We start from the raw sequence: 18,656 nt of genomic DNA on the forward strand, positions 1-18,656 counted from the left end.
CACGAGCGTGGAGGGGTGGGGGAACTTGCCGTAGAACAGGTTGACCATCTCCCGGCCGAGCCGGGTCATCTGGATGGCCTCGAGATAGATCTTGCCGGTCAGGGGCGCCATCGCGTCCATGATGTCTTTGATCGTCTCGTAGCCGTGCAGCCCCGAGTGCGGCGCAAGCGTCGTCTCGGCCTTGCGGACGATCTCGGGGTTCGTGGCCTCGACGAGCGGCGTGGAGTAGTCGGGACCTGCGAGCAGCCCCATGTGGATCGGCGCGTCGTAGAGCATCTCGGCGAGCTCGCCGAGGTTGCGCGCGATGACCCCCATGGGCGGCGGACGCACGCCGAACGCCATGTCCATGCACTGCGACGAGCAGGTCGCGTGCGTGCCACCGCACACGCCGCAGGCGCGGGAGGTGAGGTCGATCGAGTCGCGCGGGTCGCGGCCCTCCATGATGAGCTCGTAGCCGCGGAACAGCATCGCCATCGAGTGGCACGTGACGGCCTCGCGCTTCTCCAAGTCGAGCTGCACGTGCACGGCCAAGGCGCCGGCCACGCGGGTGATCGGGTCGATCATCCAGTCGCGGACCTTCGGCTCGGTCGCCACGGCGCCACCAGCCACGCGGGCGGTCCTGGTCTTCGTGAAGCCCTTGGGCTTCTCCGTGCCGTTCACCGACCAGGGGTTCGCCACCCCCTCGCGGAGGCTCGCCTTGCCGTTCTCGTCGAACTGCACCGGGAGGTTCTTGAAGCACATGGAGGTAACTCCTTTACGGTCGGCCCCCACCGGGCGCGCCGGGTGACGACTGCGAATGGGCATGCGCGATGAAGGCAGGCTTCATGGTGCAGGATGATGCTTCCGCCCGAGGGGTGGGGGTGGGCAACATTTCCTGGGGTATGACGTCGGGCCGGTCGCTGTGGCCAACAGTGACCGGGCTTAAGTCAGACTAACAGGAACGACTGTACCGTCAAGTAAGCCTTACGACAGGTGTTCAGCGCTCGAAGAGTTCACCGAGGCGGGCAAACGGGTCGAGCTCCCGTAGCCGGCCCGCGGGGACGGTGACGAGCTCGTCGGCGCGGGGGGCAACGATGTCGACCCCCGCGCCGAAGGCGTGCAGCTCGACGTCGGTGACGAGCGTGACCCCGATCCCGCCGGTCAGTGCCCGGTCGGGCTGGATGGTGTAGCGCAGCCGCGTCACGCGGTTCCCAGCGTCCAGCCAGACGTCGAGCGGCAGGTCGCCGCGGCCACGCAGGCGGCGCAGCCCACGGGCGACGTCCTCCGCCCACCCCGACAGCGCCTCGGCGGCGCGGTCGAGGTCGACCGTCACACGGAATCGCGTCGAGGGCTGCCCACGGACGGACTCCTCGCCGAGCGCCTCGGGCATGCCCTCGAGCGCGCGGAGAAGCCCGAGCGCGGCGACGGGGTTCGTGAGACCGGGTGCGGCCGTGCCCGGGCCGGCGGGGTCGTCGGCATCGCCGACGCGCACCCACGCCTCGCGTCCACCCACCGGCAGGCGGACGTAGGTGTCCCCGCGGTCGTGCAGCAGCTGGACCGGCTCGGGGAGCAGGCGGCGCAGCAGTGGCACGGACGCCCCGGGCACCTCCCGGCGAAGAAGGGCCCGCTGGGCGGCGAAGTCGACCTCGCCCTCGGCGACGGCCAGCGTGAAGGGTCCGACCACCGGCACGCCCTCCACCGTGCCGGCCACGGCGACGTGGGCGGTGCGCGCGGCGATCGTGGCGTCGGGCGCGGCGGCCAGCCGCCGCAGGTCGCCGCCGCCCACGAGCCGCCACGCGGCGAACGCCACCGCGACGACGACGAGGGCCACCACGCCCGCCACCACCAGGCGGCGCCGGCGCCGCCCGCGTGTGGCCGCGCCGGCCCCCGGCTCGAGCGCCGTCAGGGGCCCGTCGTCCATCCGACGACCCTACCCGGGCTGCCTCGGGCGTCGGCGCACGGGCAGCCCCGCCACGGCGGCGATGCTTGACCCCTGGTCGGTCTGTGCGACGCTGGCGCCGTCCACCGAGCGCTCGCCGGCTGGAGAGGAGCCCGCATGGAGGTGCCCGGCCGGCTGCCCCCGGCGTGGGAGCACGCCCTGGCGGCGTACCGGATCCACCTGTGCGACGAACGGATGCTCGCCGATCACAGCGTCGCGGCGTACACGCGCGACGCCCGCCAGCTCGCGCAGTTCTGCGCCGGTTTCGCCATCGACGACCCTGACGAGGTCGCGCCGCTCGTGCTGCGGCGCTACCTCGCCTCGCTGGTCGCCGACGGCTACGCGCGGGCTTCGGTGGCGCGGAAGGCCGCCACCGCCCGCAGCCTCTTCGCGCTGCTCCGACGCAAAGGCCTCGTCGAGGACGATCCCGCGGCGGCGCTCGGCACCCCGAAGGTCGGTCGCGGGCTGCCCCGCGTCCTGCGCCCGGACCAGGTGCGCGCGCTCGTCGCCGCACCCGACCCGGCGACGCCGATGGGGCTGCGCGACCGGGCGCTGCTCGAGCTGCTGTACGCGAGCGGTGCCCGGGTCAGCGAGGCGGTCGGGCTCGATCTCGACGCCGTCGACCTGTCGGCGGCCACCGCGCGCCTGCACGGCAAGGGCGCGAAGCAGCGCCTCGTCCCACTCGGTGAGCCGGCCTGCCTGGCCCTGCGACGCTGGCTCGACGAGGGGCGGGGCGCCGTGCTCGCGGCGGTCCCCGCGCCGCCGGCCGCCGCGGCGGTGTTCGTCAACAGCCGGGGAGCCCGCCTGTCGCCGCGCGGGGCGTACACCGTCGTGGAGCGTGCAGGCCGCGACACGGGACTGGGGCGGGTCAGCCCGCACACGCTCCGCCACAGCTACGCGACGCACCTGCTCGAGGGCGGCGCGGACCTGCGCAGCGTCCAGGAGCTCCTCGGACACGTTGCCCTGTCGACCACGCAAAATTACACTCACCTGTCGCGGGAGCACCTGCGAGCCAGCTACGAGCACGCGCACCCACGTGCGTGAGCGGTCGAGGGACGCCATCCGATATGTCCAGCGCTGACCCGGCAGGCACAGCGCGCCCCCGTGACGGGCGCGCGTCGCAGGACCCCGACGTCGTCGCGCTCTGGGAGCGGTACAAGAAGACGGGCGAGGTGGACGTCCGCGAGCGGCTCATCCTCCAGTACTCGCCCCTCGTGAAGTACGTCGCCGGTCGGGTCTCCGTGGGGCTGCCAGCCACCATCGAGCACGGCGACCTCGTGAGCTACGGCATGTTCGGGCTGATCGACGCCATCGAGAAATTCGACCTCGCGAAGGCGGTGAAGTTCGAGACCTACGCCATCGCCCGCATCAAGGGGGCGATCATCGACGAGCTCCGGTCGGTTGACTGGGTTCCCCGCAGCGTTCGCTCGAAGGCCCGCAACGTGGAGAAGGCGCTCGCCGCCCTGGAGGGCCGGCTGCGGCGGACCCCGACCGAGACCGAGCTCGCCGAGGAGCTCGGCATGAGCCTCGACGACCTGCGGCACACGCTCGCCCAGGTCTCCCTCGTGTCCCTCGTGGCCCTCGACGAGTCCCTCGGCGGTGAGGATCACGAACGCCAGGCGCTCGTCGACACCCTGCAGGACCCGAAGGCCGTCAACCCCGAGTCGAGCTACGAGGACACCGAGCTGAAGGCCATCCTCACCGACGCCATCAGCCGCATGACCGAGCGCGAGAAGACCGTCGTCGTCCTCTACTACTTCGAGGGGCTGACCCTCGCGCAGATCGGAGAGGTCCTCGGGGTCACCGAGTCCCGGGTCTGCCAGGTGCACACGAAGGCCGTGCTCGGCCTGCGCGCGAAGATCAACGAGCGCATCGCGGGCTGACGCCCACCTTCGTCCACAGGGTCACCGACCCGCCGGGCCCGCCCGCGCCGCCGCCGTCGTACGGTGCCCCCGGAGGTGGCGACGTGCGCGTGACGAGGGTCGGGACGACGGTGCTGGCGGTGCTGCTCGCCCCGATGTGGATTCCCGGTGCGGCGGCAGGGGCAGGGTTGGCGCAATCGGTCGTGCCGCCCGTCGACGGCGAGCTGCTGCGCCCCTTCACGGCCCCCGCCACACCCTACGGTCCCGGGCACCGTGGCGTGGACCTCGCCGCGCAGCCGGACGACCCCGTGCGGGCCGCCCTGCCCGGCGTCGTCACGTTCGCCGGCGAGGTGGCCCGCCGAGGCTGGGTCACCGTCGACCACGGTGGAGGTCTGGAGACCACCTACGGGGCGCTCGACCCCCGTGCCGTGACCGCCGGTGAGCGCGTGGAAGCAGGCCAGCTGCTCGGGCGGCTGGCCGCCGGGGCCGGGCACCTCGACTGGGGCGCACGGCTGCACGGTGACTACATCGACCCGCTGCGCCTCTTCGGCCGATGGCAGCCCCACCTCGTGCGGTTGCCGCGCTGACCAGCGTGAAGGGCTCGCGCCCCGGCCGTGCGGTCGCGGCTCCGCGTGGCGCGCGGTATCCTCGCCCGTGGTCCGGGCGTTTCGGACCGTTTTCGCGTCGCCCCGCGCGACGCACCACTACACAACGCGCGCCGCAGAAGCCCGCGGTGCCGCCCGCCGCTTCGCGGTGTGCGGTCGAGAAAGCCGGCGCGCGTGAGGCCAACCGCAGCGCGCGACCCCGCGTCGCGCCAACCAGGAAGGACCGTCCCATGGCCGTCGTGAGCATGCGCGACCTGCTCGAGGCCGGTGTCCACTTCGGGCACCAGACCCGTCGTTGGAACCCGAAGATGAAGCGCTTCATCTTCAGCGAGCGCAACGGGATCTACATCATCGACATCCAGCAGACCATCGGGATGCTGGAGCAGGCCTACCACTTCGTCCGTGACACGGTCGCCAGGGGTGGCACGGTCCTGTTCGTCGGCACGAAGAAGCAGGCCCAGGAGGCGGTGGAGCAGCAGGCCATGCGCGTCGGGATGCCCTACGTCAACTACCGCTGGCTCGGCGGGATGCTCACGAACTTCGAGACGATCAAAGCCCGGCTGCGGCGCCTGAACGAGCTCGAGGAGATGGAGCAGTCCGGCACCCTCGAGCTCCTTCCGAAGAAGGAGGTCCTCACCCTGCGCCGGGAGCGTGAGAAGCTCGAGCGCAACCTCGGTGGGATCAGGGGCATGAACAAGCTGCCCGCGGCCGTCTGGGTGGTCGACACGGTGAAGGAGCACATCGCCGTGAAGGAGGCCAACCGCCTCGGCATCCCCGTCGTGGCGGTGGTCGACACGAACTGCGACCCCGACGAGATCCAGTACGTCATCCCGGGTAACGACGACGCGATCCGGTCCGGCGCCCTGCTCACGCGCATCATCGCCGACGCCTGCGCCGAGGGCTACGTGCAGCGCGCCAGCCGCAGCGCCGACGACGTCGTCGCCGAGCAGGCGGCGGCCGCCGCCGCTGCGGCGCAGAAGCCCGCGGCGGGCGCACCGCGTGTCGAGGAGAACGAGCCGCTCGCGGAGTGGGAGATCGCCCTGCAACGCGAGGAGGCCCGCCAGGCCGCAGCGGCTGCCGGCGGAGGTCTCACCGGCGACGCGGAAGGGCCCCCCCAGGCGGGCGACGCCACGCCCGATGCCGCCGGCGACGCCCCCGTGGACCCCCTCGACGGGGCTGCCGCCGAGCAACCCGTGCCGCTGCCCGCGCCCGAGCAGGCGCCCCAGCCCGACCCCGAGGCCTCCCACGGGACGCAGGAACCCCCGACGACGACCGGCACCTGAGGCTCGGCTTCGATCTCTCGCTAGGAGAACGCGTGGCTGACATCACCGCTGCTGACGTGAAGAAGCTCCGCGACGCCACCGGCGCGGGGATGATGGACTGCAAGAGAGCCCTCCTCGACGCCGACGGCGACTTCGACAAAGCGGCCGAGCTCGTGCGTGAGCGCACGGGGGCGAAGATGGAGGGCCGGGTCGGCGAGCGCACCGCGTCCGAGGGCCTGGTCCACGCCTACCTGCACGCGCCGACGCCCGGCCTGCCGCCCAAGGTCGGTGTCCTGCTCGAGCTCAACTGCGAGACCGACTTCGTCGCCAAGGGCGACGGCTTCCGCCAGCTCGCCAACGACGTCGCCCTCCACATCGCGGCCATGAAGCCGCTCGTGGTAAGCGAGCAGGAGGTCGATGCGGCGACGCTCGACGCCGAGCGCGAGTTCGCCGAGCGCCAGGCGCGGGACGAGGGCAAGCCGGACCACATCGTCGAGCGCATCGTCGAGGGCAGGCTCAAGGCCTTCTTCGCCGACAAGGTGCTGCTGAACCAGCCCTTCGTGAAGGACGACAAGCGCACCGTCGGGCAGCTGCTCGCGGACTTCCAGCGCACGAGCGGCGAGAAGATCGAGGTGGGGCGGTTCGTCCGCTACCAGGTCGGCGCCTGATCCCCTGCACCGTCTCGGGGCGGGCGCCTCAGCGGCCTCCGGCTCGCGGAAGAACCCTTTAGGTCGCCTCCGGCCGACGAGGCGCCCCCCTCCGGTACCATGCGAGGGGGCCGACCTGGGAGCGGGTGAAGCTTGAGCGCGGAAGTCAAGTACGGGCGGGTGCTGCTGAAGCTCGGGGGCGAGGCGTTCTCGGACGACACCACCACGATCAGCCCTCCGCTCGTCCACTCCGTCGCCCGCCAGCTCGCCGACGTCATGCAGGAGGGGCTGCAGCTGGGCGTCGTCGTGGGCGGGGGCAACATCTTCCGGGGCAAGTCTCCCGCGGCCGGGGGCATGGACCGTTCCAGTGCCGACAACATGGGGATGCTCGCCACCGTGATCAACGCCCTGGCGCTCCAGGACGCCTGCGAGAAGCACGGGCTGCAGACGCGGGTGCAGTCGGCGGTGACGATGGCGGAGCTCGCCGAGCCCTACATCCGCAGACGGGCGATCCGCCACCTCGAGAAGGGCAGGCTCGTCATCTTCGCCGCCGGGCTCGGGGCACCGTACTTCTCGACCGACACGGCCGCCGCGCAGCGTGCGCTCGAGATCGGGGCTGAGGCCCTGCTGAAGGGGACGAAGGTCGACGGGGTCTACGACCGCGACCCGCACGTCCACCCCGATGCGAGCCGCTTCGACAGCCTCACCTACTTCGAGGTCCTGAGCCGGGGGCTGGGGGTCATGGACGCCACCGCCATCTCGCTCTGCATGGACCACGACCTGCCGATCATCGTCTTCGACCTGTTCAGCGAGGGCAACATCCGGCGGGCGGTCGCGGGCGAGGCGATCGGCACCCTCGTGCACGCGGTGACCGATTCATGAGCCCATCCGGGAGGAGGCATCCGTGATCGACGAGATCCTGAGCGAGGCCGACGCGAAGATGAACGCCGCGGTGGAGCACACGCGGGTGGCATTCAGCAAGATCCGCACCGGCCGGGCGAACCCGGGGCTCATCACCGACCTGCCCGTCGACTACTACGGCTCGCCCACCCCGCTCCAGCAGATCGCGGGCGTGAGCGTCCCCGAGGCGCGCATGCTCGTGATCAGCCCCTACGACCAGAACGCGCTGAAGGAGATCGAGCGGGCGATCGCCCACGCCGACCTCGGGCTGAACCCCACCAACGACGGCAGCATCATCCGCGTCGTGTTCCCCGAGCTCACCGAGGAGCGACGCAGGGAGTTCGTGCGCCTCGCGCGGGAGCGCGCCGAGGAGGGACGGGTGGCGATCCGCAACGTGCGCCGGCAGGCCAAGCACGACATCGGTGAGCTCGCCGACGACTCGGTGATCCCCGAGGACGACGCCCGGCGCGCCGATCGCCAGCTGCAGGACCTCACCGACCGCCACGTCGCCGAGGTGGACAAGCTGCTCGCGAACAAGGAGAAGGAGCTCCTGGAGGTCTGAGGCGACTTGCAGCCCGAGGAACCCGTCACGGAGGCACCGCCGTCCGCGCCCGTCCCGCGTGCGACCGGCAGGAACCTGCCCGTGGCGATCGCCTCCGGCGTGGCGCTCGCCGCCTCGTTCGTCGCCGCGCTGCTCTTCCATCCTCTGACCGCGCTCGCGTTCATCGCGCTGTTCGCGGTCATCGCCCTGCTGGAGCTCGACGTCGCGTTCCGCGACCAGGGGCTGCGCCCCGCCACGCCGCTGGCCATCAGCGCCGGGCTCGTCATGCTTTTCGGGACCTACTTCACCGGGCAGTCCGCGCAGTCGGTGGGCCTCGTGCTGCTGCCCGTCGGCGCGCTCGCGTGGATGCTGCTCGACACCGGACGCCAGCGGGTCGTCGCAAGCCTCGGCGCGACGCTCCTCATGGCCCTGTGGGTGCCCTTCCTCGTGAGCTTTCTGGGGCTGCTGCTCGTGCGCGACGACGGCGTCTGGCTCGTCATGGCGGCTGTGGCGCTGAGCGTCACGAACGACATCGGCGCGTTCGCGGTCGGCAGCAAGTTCGGCCGCCGCAAGCTCGCCCCGTCGGTCAGCCCCCACAAGAGCTGGGAGGGCTTCGCCGGGGGGATGGCGACGACACTCGTCATCGCCGCGACGGTGACTGGTCCGTTCGTGCCCGGCCTCGACGTCGTCGAGGCGCTCGTCGTCGGAGCCGGAGTGGCCGTCGCCTCGACCCTCGGCGACCTCGCCGAGTCCCTCGTGAAGCGCGACCTGGGGATCAAGGATCTCGGGAGGATCATCCCGGGGCACGGTGGCATCATGGACCGGGCCGACGCGGTCATCTTCGCGCTCCCGGCGACCCATCTCCTGCTCGTCGTGCTCGGACGCTGATCCTTCCGTGGACCCCTACGCACTTGGCCTCGACGGCCTCACCGACCTCCTCACCGATGAGCCGGCCTACCGGGCGCGGCAGGTCCAGGCTTGGCTCACGCGCGGTGTCGACGACCCCCGCGCGATGAGCGACCTGCCGGCCGGCCTGCGCGAGCGCCTCGCCGGCGTCCTCGACCCGCCGCCGCGGGTCCTTCGCAACAGCACCGCCGACGAGGGGCTCACCCGCAAGGTCTTGCTCGAGTTCTCCTCGTCGGGGGCCGCCGAGGGCGTCGAGGCGGTGCTCATGCTCTACCCACGGACCGCCACCCGGGCCGGCAGGGCGACCGTGTGCGTGTCCACGCAGGCGGGGTGCGCGATGGGTTGCCCGTTCTGCGCGACGGGCCAGGCGGGGTTCCGCCGCCAGCTCGGCGTCGGGGAGGTCGTGCGGCAGGTGACGGTGATGCAGCGCCTGCTGACCTCCGGTGAGCTCGGCGTGGACGGCGTCCCCGCGCACGTCACGAACGTCGTGTTCATGGGGATGGGGGAGCCCCTGGCGAACGTGGAGGCGACCGTGGGGGCGGTGCGCTGGCTGCACGACCGCGAGGGCTTCGGTCTGTCCGCGCGGTCCCTCACCGTCTCGACCGTCGGTGTCGTACCGGGCATCCGCCGCCTCACCGAGCTGGGGCTGCCGATCACGCTCGCGGTGAGCCTGCACGCCCCCAACGACACGCTGCGTGACAACCTCGTCCCGCCGAACCGCCAGTGGCCGCTTGCGGTCCTGCTCGAGGCATGCCGCCGCTACCAGGAGACGACCGGGCGCCGCCTCACGTTCGAGTACGTGCTCATCGCGGGCATCAACGACCGGCCCGAGCATGCCGAGCAGCTCGCAGGGCTCGTCGGCGACTTCGGCGCGCACGTCAACCTCATCCCGATGAACCCCACGCCGGCGGTGCCCTGGCGGGCACCGCCCGTCGCCGAGCAGCGCGCCTTCGCCGCGCGCCTCGAGCAGGGCAGGGTGCGGGCGACCATCCGCCACAACCGGGGCGGCAACATCGACGCCGCCTGCGGCCAGCTCTACGCCGACTACCTCCTCGGCAGCGGACGGACGCTGCCTGCCGCGGTCGGCGCCGCCGGCCGCGTCGAGGCCGGCGGGGGCCGGTGACCGCGCCGGCCGGCGCCGACGCCCCGGCCGGGGCCCTGCACGGGACGCGGGGGAACGCCGGTGCGGTCCCCGTCACGATCCTCGGCTCGACGGGGTCGATCGGCACGCAGACGCTCGACGTCGTCGATGCCCACCCCGAGCGCTTCCGCGCGGTCGCGCTCGCTGCGGGCGGCAACGCCGACCTGCTCGTCGCCCAGGCCCGCCGCTTCGGCGCCGATCGGGTGGCGCTGGCCGACCCCGCGGCCGCCGCACGCGCCCGCGAGGCGCTCGGGACGGCCGTGGACGTGCTCGACGGGCCGCAGGCGTCCGCCGAGCTCGCCGCGGCGGCCGGGCCGGAGGGCGTCGTGCTGAACGGCATGGTGGGGTCCCGCGGGCTGCGGCCGACCCTCGTCGCCCTGCGGGGAGGCAGCCGCCTGGCGCTGGCGAACAAGGAGTCGCTCATCGTGGGCGGCCCGCTCGTCACGAGCGCCGCGCAGCCGGGTCAGATCGTGCCGGTCGACAGCGAGCACTCGGCCCTGGCGCAGTGTCTGCGGGCCGGGGCGCCACGTGAGGTCGAGCGGCTGATCCTCACGGCCAGCGGGGGGCCGTTCCGCGGCCGCACCCGCGCGGAGCTCGCCGACGTGACGGTCCGTGACGCGCTCGATCACCCGACGTGGGACATGGGGGCGGTGATCACCGTCAACTCCGCCACGCTCGCGAACAAGGGACTCGAGGTGATCGAGGCGCACCTGCTGTTCGGGATCGACTACGACCGCATCACCGTCGTCGTCCATCCGCAGTCCGTCGTCCACGGCATGGTCGAGTTCTGTGACGGTGCGACCGTGGCACAGCTGTCCCCACCCGACATGCGCCTGCCGATCCAGCTCGCGCTCGGATGGCCGGATCGCCTGCCCGAGGCGCCTGCGCGCATGGATTGGACACGGGCGACCACCCTTCAGTTCGAGCCGGTCGACGCCGAGACGTTCCCCATGGTGGCGCTCGCCGCGGCGGCGGGCCGTCGCGGCGGGGTTTTCCCCGCCGTGCTGAACGCCGCGAACGAGGAGGGCGTCGCCGCCTTCCTGTCCGAACGTCTGGATTTCCTCGGCATCGCCCGCGTGGTCGAGGCAGTCTTGGGGGAAGCCGAACCGCTCGCCGACCCGACCCTCGACGGCCTGCTCGCAGCCGAGGACTGGGCACGCCAGCGGTCGCAGGAGCTCATCGCCGGCCGCGCCGGGTAGGCCGGAGGAGCGGGCGGACCGCGCCGTACCCAGAGGAGCGACATGTACGTCACGATCTTCATCGTGAGCCTCATCGTGGTCATCATGATCCACGAGTTCGGCCACTTCATCTCGGCGAAGGCCTTCGGCATGAAGGCCGAGCGCTTCTTCCTCGGCTTCGGGCCCACGCTCTGGTCGGTGCAGAAGGGCGAGACCGAGTACGGCGTCAAGCTCATCCCCGCCGGCGGGTTCGTGAAGATCGCCGGGATGAGCTCCTACGAGGAGACCGATCCGGCCGATCAGGGACGGCGATTCTTCGAGAAGCCGGCCTGGCAGCGGCTCGTCGTGCTGAGCGCCGGCTCCGCCACCCACTTCATCGTCGCCGCCGCGCTGCTGTTCAGCGCGCTTGCGTTCATCGGGCTGCCCGCGGGCAGCAACGAGGTCGCCGCGGTCAGCGACGACAGTCCCGCCGCCGCGGCCGGTCTCGCCGAGGGTGACGTCATCGTGGCGGTCGACGGGGTTGCGACCTCGGACTTCGAGGCCATCCGCGAGGCGGTCCTCGCGCGCGCCGGGCAGACCGTGCCGATCGTCGTCGAGCGGGACGGCACCACTGTGGAGGTCCAGGCGTCGATTGCCGAGCAGACCGTCGAGGGTGAGCAGCAGGGCTTCCTCGGCGTGGGTCCCCGGGCCGTGACGCGCCGGGTGCCCGTCGGAGAGGCCGTGGCGGCGACGGTCGTGGGCGACTTCTCCGTCGCACGTCTGACGTACCTCACCGTGCAGGGGCTCGGTCAGGCCTTCAGCCCCGAGGGGATCTCACGCTGGATCGGAGGGCTCGACGCCGACCAGCCCCGCACCGCCGAAGGTCCCATGAGCGTGGTCGGTGTCGGCCAGGCGATCAGCGCGTTCGGCGCCGCCGGGGACCTGTTCGCGATCGTCATCGTGCTTGCGCAGCTCAACATCGTCCTCGGCCTGCTGAACATGCTTCCGCTGCCGCCCCTCGACGGCGGCCGAGCCGGCGTATCCGGGTCGGCCCGGTCGAGGTCGGCGGCGGCGCGCCGGTCAGCGTGCAGTCGATGACGACGACGCCCACGCACGACGTCAACGCCACCCTGCAGCAGATCGCGGCACTGAACGCCGCCGGCGTCGACATCGTGCGGGTGGCCGTGCCCCGCCAGGAGGACGCCGACGCGCTGGCCGCCATCGCGGCGAAGTCGACGGTGCCGGTCATCGCCGACATCCACTTCCAGTGGAAGTACGCGATGACCGCCATCGAGGCCGGCTGCGCCGGCGTGCGCATCAACCCCGGCAACATCCGCAAGCACGACAAGGTGAAGGTCATCGGGGACGCCGCCAAGGAGCGGGGCGTATCGATCCGCATCGGGGTCAACGGCGGGTCGCTCGAGGACGTCGTGCTCGCCCGACACGGCAGGGCGACGCCCGAGGCCCTTGTCGAGTCGGCGCTCGCCGAGGTGCGCCTCCTCGAAGACGTCGACTTCTTCGACACGAAGATCAGCGTCAAGCACTCCGACCCCTGGATCATGATCTCCACCTACCGGCTGCTCGCCGAGCGCTGCGACTACCCGCTGCACCTCGGCGTCACGGAGGCCGGCCCCCTGAAGACCGGCAGCATCAAGTCCGCGGTCGGCATCGGCACCTTGCTCGCCGAGGGGATCGGGGACACGATCCGCGTGTCGTTGTCGGCCGACCCCGTCGAGGAGGTCAAGGCCGGCATCGCCATCCTCGAGTCGCTGCACCTGCGCGAGCGCGGCCTCGACGTCGTGAGCTGTCCGTCGTGCGCCCGCGCGGAGGTCGATGTGTACAGCCTCGCGGAGAAGGTGCAGGCGGGTCTCGAGGGCATCGACGTCCCCCTGCGCGTCGCGGTCATGGGCTGCATCGTCAACGGCCCCGGGGAGGCCCGGGAAGCCGACCTCGGCGTGGCCGCCGGCAAGGGCAAGGGCCAGATCATCCAGCGTGGGCAGGTGCTGTTCACCGTCGCCGAGGCCGACATCGTCGAGACCCTCGTCCACTTCGCCGGCGAGATGGCCGACGAGATCCGCGCCCAGCGCGGCGAGGGAGCACCCACGGTCGTCGCCTGACCTTCCGCGTCGCCCCGCCCCGCCACCGGTTGGACAGACATCGGGGCGAGCCAGGGAGTAGTGTCTGGCTTGTATGCCGGTTTTGACTCCTGACGACGCGCGCGCCTTTCTCGCCGAGCACCGCCGGGGCGTGCTCGCGACGATGAAGTCCTCGGACGGGCGCCCGCAGCTGTCGAACGTCTCGTATGCGGTCGTCGACGGGCTCATCGGCGTGTCGGTCACCGCGGGGCGCGCCAAGGTGGCCAACGTGCACCGCGATCCGCGGGTGAGCCTTCACGTCACGAGCGTGGACTTCTGGACCTACGTCGTGGCCGAAGGCGACGCCGAGCTCTCCCCCGTCTCCACCGACCCGGGTGACGCGACGGGGCGCATGCTCCTGCGGGTCTACGAGAGCGCGGCCGGCAAGCCCCATCCCGACCCGGAGGAGTTCTTCCAGGCGATGGTCGACGACCGGCGCCTGCTCCTGTCGTTCACCCCGACCTACCTCTACCCGACCACGGGGTAGCGACCGCGGCGCCAAGGGGCCGGCTCGCCGGAGGCCGTTGCCGGGTTGCCGGCGCGCTGCTAGGTTCACTGGTGGACCCGCCGGGTCGGGAGGCTCGGCCTGTCCGGATCGGTGCTGACGTACCGCTCGCGCGGCCGAGTGCGCGAGTCAATCGAAGCCTGAACGCGCGAGAGTGGGCGTCACGCCCACTTTTTCTTTCGCCCGACGGCTGCGGGAAGGTGGTGACGACGCATGGCTGGCCTCACCGATACGGTTCGCGCGCTGGCCGAGCCGCTCGCCGCCGACGCCGACGTCGACCTCGTCGACCTCCAGGTGAAGGGCTCGGGCAGCCGCCAGCTCGTGCGGGTGGTCGTGGACCGCAAGGGCGGCGTCGACCTCGCCACCTGCCAGCGGCTGTCGCAGCGGCTGTCCGCACGTCTCGACGAGGCCGACCCGTTCCCGTCGCGCTACTCGCTGGAGGTCACCTCGCCGGGCATCGACCATCCCCTGGCCGACCGGCGGGCCTTCGAGCGTGTCGAGGGTCGTGACGTCCTCGTCCACCGCGACGCGGGCGACGGGCGCGTCGTCCAGCTGCGCGGGCGTGTGCTGATTGCGGACGAGGAGGCGGTCGTCATCGAGACGGGCGGGGAGCGCGTTGGCGTGCGCTACGACGACATCGTCAAGGCGACACAGAGCCTGCCCTGGTGAGAGGAGCGAGCCGATGAAGGTCGAGATCGAAGCGCTGCGCAGCATCGAGCGCGAGAAGGGCATCGGCTTCGACACGGTGATCGAAGCGCTCGAGAGTGCGCTCGCGAGCGCCTACAAGCGCTCGGACGGCGAAGCCGAGGAGGCGCGAGTGGTCATCGACCGCGCCACGGGCGAGGTCACGGTCCACGCCCAGGAGCTCGACGACGACGGCAACGTCGTCGCGGAATGGGTCGACACCCCCCACGACTTCGGGCGCATCGTCGCGCAGACCGCCAAGCAGGTGCTGATGCAGCGGCTCCGCGAAGCCGAGCGTGAGCTCACCTACGGCGAGTACTCCGGCAAGGAGGGCGACCTCGTCACCGGCACCGTGCAGATCCACGACAACCGCGTGACGGTGCTCGACCTCGGTAACGCCGAGGCGGTGCTGCCCTACGCGGAGCAGGTTCCCACCGAGAGCTACGAGCACGGCACCCGCCTGCGGGCCTACATCGTCGAGGTGCGCCGCTCGGCGAAGGGACCGCAGATCGTCTGCAGCAGGACCCATCCGAACCTCGTGGAGGAGCTTTTCCGCCTGGAGGTACCCGAGATCGCCGACGGCCTCGTCGAGATCCGGGGCATCGCCCGGGAGGCCGGTTACCGCACGAAGATCGCCGTCTCCTCCAACGACCCGGCCGTCGACCCCGTCGGGGCCTGCGTGGGCGCTCGCGGCAGCCGCGTCCGCGCGATCGTCGAGGAGCTCAACGAGGAGAAGATCGACATCATCAACTGGTCCGACGAGCCGGCCGAGCTTGTGGCGAACGCGCTGTCGCCCGCAAAGGTCGCAGCGGTGTACCTCTACGAGGAGGATGCCACCGCGCTCGTCGTCGTTCCTGACTACCAGCTGTCCCTCGCGATCGGCCGGGAGGGCCAGAACGCGCGGCTGGCGGCGCGCCTGACGGGTTGGCGTATCGACATCAAGAGCGAGACGCAGTTCGCCGAGGAGCAGGCCGCGTTCCAGGCGGCCTACGAGCGCGGCGAGGTCGACGAGTACGGCAACCCCGTCGCGCCTCTGCAGGGCGAGGACCCGGCCGCCCCGCACACCGGCGCGTCGGACGGGCAGCCGGGCCTCCTAGGTCACCACAGCGAGGCGGGCGCGGGTGCACCTACCGCAGCCGACCACCAGGAGCGGTAGCATTGGGCCACACCCCCGTCCGCAGGTGCGTTGGCTGCCGTGGAGCAGCCGCCAAGGCCGCCCTCGTGCGGCTGGCCGTCGCGGGGGAGCGCATCGTGGTCGACCTCCCTGCTCGACAGCCCGGCCGGGGCGCGTACGTCTGCCGCGACCGTGCCTGCCTCGAGGCGGCGCTTCGGCGGGAGGGAAAGCCCCTGGTCCGCGCGTTGCGCCGTCGCACAGGACAGGTCACCGTGGACGAGCAGGCCATACGGCAGCAGTGGAGCGAAGCGACGGCGCCGCAGGAAGACGTGAAGGCAGTGGCTTCCGCCACTCGAGGGAGTAGCTGAGTGAGCAAGGTCCGCATCTACGAGCTGGCGAAGGAGACCGGGCTTCCGAACAAGGAAGTCATCCGCCGCCTGGCCGAGTTCGGCGTGGAGGCGAAGTCGCATTCGTCCACGGTCGAGCTCGCCGACGCCGCCCGGTTCCGCGACAGCCTCGGCAAGCAGCGCGAAGAGCGCCGCAGACAACGGGAAGAGCGGGAACGCAGGGAAGCCGAGGAGTACGACGTCACGAACCTGCGAGCACCTACGCCGGGCACGAAGGCGCGCCGCGTCCTGCCCCCCCATCTCCGCGAGCAGGCCGAGGACGGCGGCGGCCCGCCGACCGAGCAGCCCGCCGCGCGGCGCTTCCGGCCTGCGACCACGCCGTTCCGCCCCGGTCAGCAGGGCGGTGTGAGCGTCGGTGGGGAGCAGGAGGCGCCCTCCGCGCCCGCTGCACCCTTCGAGGTCGCCGAACCCCGCGCTCCCGCCGCCGGACCGGCCGCCCCGCCGGTCGAGCGTCCGACCGAACGTCCGGCCCCCGCACGGGAGCCCGCGCCGTCTCCTGCCGCGGCGAAGCCGACGCAGCCCGCACCCGCGGGTCCGCCGACCGGCGAGCGGCCCGCGCGGACCGCCGCGGAGGCGGCCCAGGCCGGCGTGGTCCGGCCCGCCCCACGGCCCGCTCCGGCCGAGCGCCCCGGCCCCGCGCGTGAGTCCGAAGGGGAGCCGCGTGGCATTCCCGGGGTGCCCCGTCCCGGAACCCCGCCGCGCCCCGGCCAGCCGACCGTGCGCCCGCCGGTCAGCCCCGCGGCGAGCGGGGCGCCCGTGCAGCCGCGCCGTCGCGTCGAGCACAACCTGCCGCGGGAGGGCACGGGCAAGCGGCACATCCCGCCACCCGTGCGGGCCGCGCCCAAGGACACCCCGACGGCGCCTGCCCGCGGCCGTCCGAGCACGCCGCCACGGCCGGGCGGCGCTCCCGCTCCCGCTGCGGTCCCCGGCCCCGGCGCGCCGGCGCGTGCTCCCGGCGCCGCACCCGGACGCGGGAAGAAGGGCAAGAAGGGCAAGCGCAGGAAGGACCTCACCCTGCAGGAGCAGTTCGAGGTCGAGGCTCGCCCCGGCCGCGCGCACGGCGGTCCCGTCAAGGCGAACGTCGCCGGGCCGGTCGACGTCGTCCCCGGGATCACCGTCGGCGAGTTCGCGAAGGCCATCGGCGTGAACGCCACGGACATCGTGCGCGTGCTGTTCGGCATGGGCGAGATGATCACCGTCACCCAGTCGATGTCGCAGGACCTCGTCGAGCTCGTCGCGGCCGAGCTCGACGCCGACGTGAACTTCGTGACCCCCGAGGACCTCGAGTTCGGCGCCGAGGAGGATGACGACCCCGGCGCCCTCGAGCCGCGGGCGCCCGTCGTCACCGTCATGGGCCACGTCGACCACGGCAAGACGCTGCTGCTCGACGCCATCCGCTCCACCGACGTCGTCAGCGGCGAGGCGGGTGGCATCACCCAGCACATCGGCGCCTACCAGGTCACCAAGGACGGCCGGGCGGTCACCTTCATCGACACCCCCGGCCACGAGGCGTTCACCCAGATGCGCGCACGCGGCGCGCGGATCACCGACGTGGCGATCCTCGTGGTCGCCGCGGACGACGGCGTGAAGCCCCAGACCGTCGAGGCGATCAACCACATCAAGGCCGCCGAGGTCCCGATCATCGTGGCGGTCAACAAGATCGACAAGGAAGGCGCCGACCCGATCAGGGTGCGCACGCAGCTGACCGAGTACGGGCTCGTCGCCGAGGAGTTCGGCGGCGACACCACGATGGTCGACGTCTCCGCCAAGAGCGGGCAGAACCTCGACGAGCTGCTCGAGATGGTGTTGCTGCAGGCCGACGTCGCCGAGCTGCAGGCCAACCCCAACCGTCGCGCCCGCGGCGCGGTCATCGAGGCTCACCTCGACCGCGGCCGCGGCCCCGTCGCCACCGTGCTCGTGCAGGCGGGCACGCTCAAGGTGGGCGACACGCTCGTCGCGGGCATCGCCGACTGCAAGGTTCGGGCGATGTTCGACGACGAGGGGCAGCCGCTCACCGATGCGGGCCCCGCAACGCCCGTGCAGGTGCTCGGCTGGAACGAGGTGCCCGACGCGGGCGACGAGTTCCGCGTCGTCGACGACGAGCGCACCGCCCGTGACATCGCGAGCAACCGCCAGGCGCGCCAGCGCCGGCTGGAGCTCGCCGAGCGCAAGACCCTCTCGCTGGAAGACCTCGGCGAGGCGATCGAAGCTGGTCAGCTGCAGACGCTGAACCTCATCATCAAGGCCGACGTGGCCGGCTCCACCGAGGCGATCGCCGACGCGCTGAACAAGCTCGAGCTGCCCGAGGTGCGGGTGAACATCGTCCACAAGGGCGTCGGCGCGGTGACCGAGAACGACGTGAGCCTCGCCGAGGCGAGTGACGCGATCATCATCGCGTTCAACGTCCGTCCGGAGGCCAACGCCCGCAGCGCCATCGAGGAGTCCGGTGTCGACCTGCGCCTGTACTCGATCATCTACCAGGCGGTCGAGGACATCGAGCGCGCGGTGCGCGGCATGCTCGCACCTGAGTACGAGGAGGTCGTCACCGGCCGCGCGCAGGTGCGCGAGCTGTTCCGGGTGCCCCGTGCGGGCTTCGTCTTCGGCTGCTACGTCACCGAGGGCGTCCTGCGCCGCAACGCCCCCGTCCGGGTCGTCCGCGACGGCGTCGTCGTCGCCGAGGACACCATCACCTCGCTGCGGCGCTTCAAGGAGGACGTGACCGAGGTGGCCACCGGCTACGAGTGCGGAGCGGGCCTCGACAGGTTCCAGGACGTGAAGGTGGGCGACGAGTTCGAGGCGTTCGAGCGCCGGGAGGTCGCCCGGGCCTAGCCGCCTCCCTTGCCGGGGCTTGGGCGGTGGGGGTGTGATGGTG

At 72.1% G+C, this 18,656-nt stretch carries 18 protein-coding genes; 16 read left to right on the top strand and 2 right to left on the bottom strand.

Going from position 1 to position 18,656, the window contains the following annotated elements; all coding sequences use genetic code 11:
* Both VM324_16755 and VM324_16760 read right to left on the bottom strand, forming a co-directional pair.
* On the bottom strand, positions 1-741 hold a 741-nt coding region (locus tag VM324_16755), incomplete at its 3' end, for a nickel-dependent hydrogenase large subunit (protein HVM00942.1).
* 235 nt (positions 742-976) lie between these two features.
* On the bottom strand, positions 977-1,900 hold the full coding sequence (locus VM324_16760) for a hypothetical protein (GenBank protein HVM00943.1): 924 nt from the start codon (positions 1,898-1,900) through the stop codon (positions 977-979).
* A gap of 135 nt (positions 1,901-2,035) precedes the next feature.
* Between VM324_16760 and VM324_16765 the strand changes: the two genes are divergently transcribed.
* From VM324_16765 to infB, 16 genes are all read left to right on the top strand, one after another.
* Positions 2,036-2,962 (top strand): tyrosine recombinase XerC, encoded by a 927-nt coding sequence (locus VM324_16765; protein HVM00944.1) that lies wholly within the window; start codon positions 2,036-2,038, stop codon positions 2,960-2,962.
* Between the two features lie 23 nt (positions 2,963-2,985).
* Positions 2,986-3,801 (top strand): RNA polymerase sigma factor WhiG, encoded by an 816-nt coding sequence (whiG, locus tag VM324_16770; GenBank protein ID HVM00945.1) that lies wholly within the window; start codon positions 2,986-2,988, stop codon positions 3,799-3,801.
* 83 nt (positions 3,802-3,884) lie between these two features.
* Complete coding sequence (locus VM324_16775) at positions 3,885-4,367, top strand: M23 family metallopeptidase (protein ID HVM00946.1); 483 nt, start codon at positions 3,885-3,887, stop codon at positions 4,365-4,367.
* A 248-nt stretch (positions 4,368-4,615) separates the two neighbouring features.
* Positions 4,616-5,668: a 30S ribosomal protein S2 gene (gene rpsB, locus VM324_16780; protein HVM00947.1), complete on the top strand. Its 1,053-nt coding sequence runs from the start codon at positions 4,616-4,618 to the stop codon at positions 5,666-5,668.
* 32 nt (positions 5,669-5,700) lie between these two features.
* Positions 5,701-6,315, top strand: coding sequence for a translation elongation factor Ts (locus VM324_16785; protein HVM00948.1), 615 nt, complete (start codon positions 5,701-5,703; stop codon positions 6,313-6,315).
* A 132-nt stretch (positions 6,316-6,447) separates the two neighbouring features.
* Positions 6,448-7,176, top strand: coding sequence for a UMP kinase (gene pyrH, locus VM324_16790; GenBank protein HVM00949.1), 729 nt, complete (start codon positions 6,448-6,450; stop codon positions 7,174-7,176).
* A gap of 22 nt (positions 7,177-7,198) precedes the next feature.
* Positions 7,199-7,756 (top strand): ribosome recycling factor, encoded by a 558-nt coding sequence (frr, locus tag VM324_16795; protein ID HVM00950.1) that lies wholly within the window; start codon positions 7,199-7,201, stop codon positions 7,754-7,756.
* 81 nt (positions 7,757-7,837) lie between these two features.
* Entirely contained in the window at positions 7,838-8,623 is a 786-nt protein-coding gene (locus VM324_16800; GenBank protein ID HVM00951.1) for a phosphatidate cytidylyltransferase, read from the top strand.
* 7 nt (positions 8,624-8,630) lie between these two features.
* Positions 8,631-9,764, top strand: coding sequence for a 23S rRNA (adenine(2503)-C(2))-methyltransferase RlmN (gene rlmN, locus VM324_16805; GenBank protein ID HVM00952.1), 1,134 nt, complete (start codon positions 8,631-8,633; stop codon positions 9,762-9,764).
* Positions 9,761-10,981, top strand: coding sequence for a 1-deoxy-D-xylulose-5-phosphate reductoisomerase (gene dxr / locus VM324_16810; protein HVM00953.1), 1,221 nt, complete (start codon positions 9,761-9,763; stop codon positions 10,979-10,981). Before rlmN ends, dxr begins: the two co-directional genes overlap by 4 nt.
* A 42-nt stretch (positions 10,982-11,023) precedes the next feature.
* Positions 11,024-12,037 carry a site-2 protease family protein gene (locus VM324_16815; GenBank protein HVM00954.1) on the top strand — a complete coding sequence of 338 codons (1,014 nt, stop codon included), beginning with the start codon at positions 11,024-11,026 and terminating at the stop codon, positions 12,035-12,037.
* Positions 11,980-13,056 carry a flavodoxin-dependent (E)-4-hydroxy-3-methylbut-2-enyl-diphosphate synthase gene (gene ispG, locus VM324_16820; protein HVM00955.1) on the top strand — a complete coding sequence of 359 codons (1,077 nt, stop codon included), beginning with the start codon at positions 11,980-11,982 and terminating at the stop codon, positions 13,054-13,056. Before VM324_16815 ends, ispG begins: the two co-directional genes overlap by 58 nt.
* Before the next feature lie 73 nt (positions 13,057-13,129).
* Complete coding sequence (locus tag VM324_16825; GenBank protein ID HVM00956.1) at positions 13,130-13,561, top strand: PPOX class F420-dependent oxidoreductase; 432 nt, start codon at positions 13,130-13,132, stop codon at positions 13,559-13,561.
* 231 nt (positions 13,562-13,792) lie between these two features.
* On the top strand, positions 13,793-14,248 hold the full coding sequence (rimP, locus tag VM324_16830) for a ribosome maturation factor RimP (GenBank protein ID HVM00957.1): 456 nt from the start codon (positions 13,793-13,795) through the stop codon (positions 14,246-14,248).
* Between the two features lie 13 nt (positions 14,249-14,261).
* Entirely contained in the window at positions 14,262-15,419 is a 1,158-nt protein-coding gene (gene nusA, locus VM324_16835) for a transcription termination factor NusA (GenBank protein HVM00958.1), read from the top strand.
* 326 nt (positions 15,420-15,745) lie between these two features.
* Positions 15,746-18,613: a translation initiation factor IF-2 gene (gene infB / locus VM324_16840; GenBank protein HVM00959.1), complete on the top strand. Its 2,868-nt coding sequence runs from the start codon at positions 15,746-15,748 to the stop codon at positions 18,611-18,613.
* The last annotated feature ends 43 nt before the right edge of the window (positions 18,614-18,656 follow it).

The organism is Egibacteraceae bacterium, assembly GCA_035540635.1.
Taxonomy (GTDB): Bacteria; Actinomycetota; Nitriliruptoria; order Euzebyales; family Egibacteraceae; genus DATLGH01.

Bases quoted from the DNA above. Each gene is read 5' to 3' on its own strand.
- VM324_16760 (HVM00943.1), bottom strand. From the start codon at position 1,900: ATGGACGACGGGCCCCTGACGGCGCTCGAGCCGGGGGCCGGCGCGGCC.
- whiG (HVM00945.1), top strand. From the start codon at position 2,986: ATGTCCAGCGCTGACCCGGCAGGCACAGCGCGCCCCCGTGACGGGCGC.
- VM324_16815 (HVM00954.1), top strand. From the start codon at position 11,024: ATGTACGTCACGATCTTCATCGTGAGCCTCATCGTGGTCATCATGATC.
- VM324_16765 (HVM00944.1), top strand. From the start codon at position 2,036: ATGGAGGTGCCCGGCCGGCTGCCCCCGGCGTGGGAGCACGCCCTGGCG.
- rimP (HVM00957.1), top strand. From the start codon at position 13,793: ATGGCTGGCCTCACCGATACGGTTCGCGCGCTGGCCGAGCCGCTCGCC.
- rpsB (HVM00947.1), top strand. From the start codon at position 4,616: ATGGCCGTCGTGAGCATGCGCGACCTGCTCGAGGCCGGTGTCCACTTC.
- nusA (HVM00958.1), top strand. From the start codon at position 14,262: ATGAAGGTCGAGATCGAAGCGCTGCGCAGCATCGAGCGCGAGAAGGGC.
- VM324_16825 (HVM00956.1), top strand. From the start codon at position 13,130: ATGCCGGTTTTGACTCCTGACGACGCGCGCGCCTTTCTCGCCGAGCAC.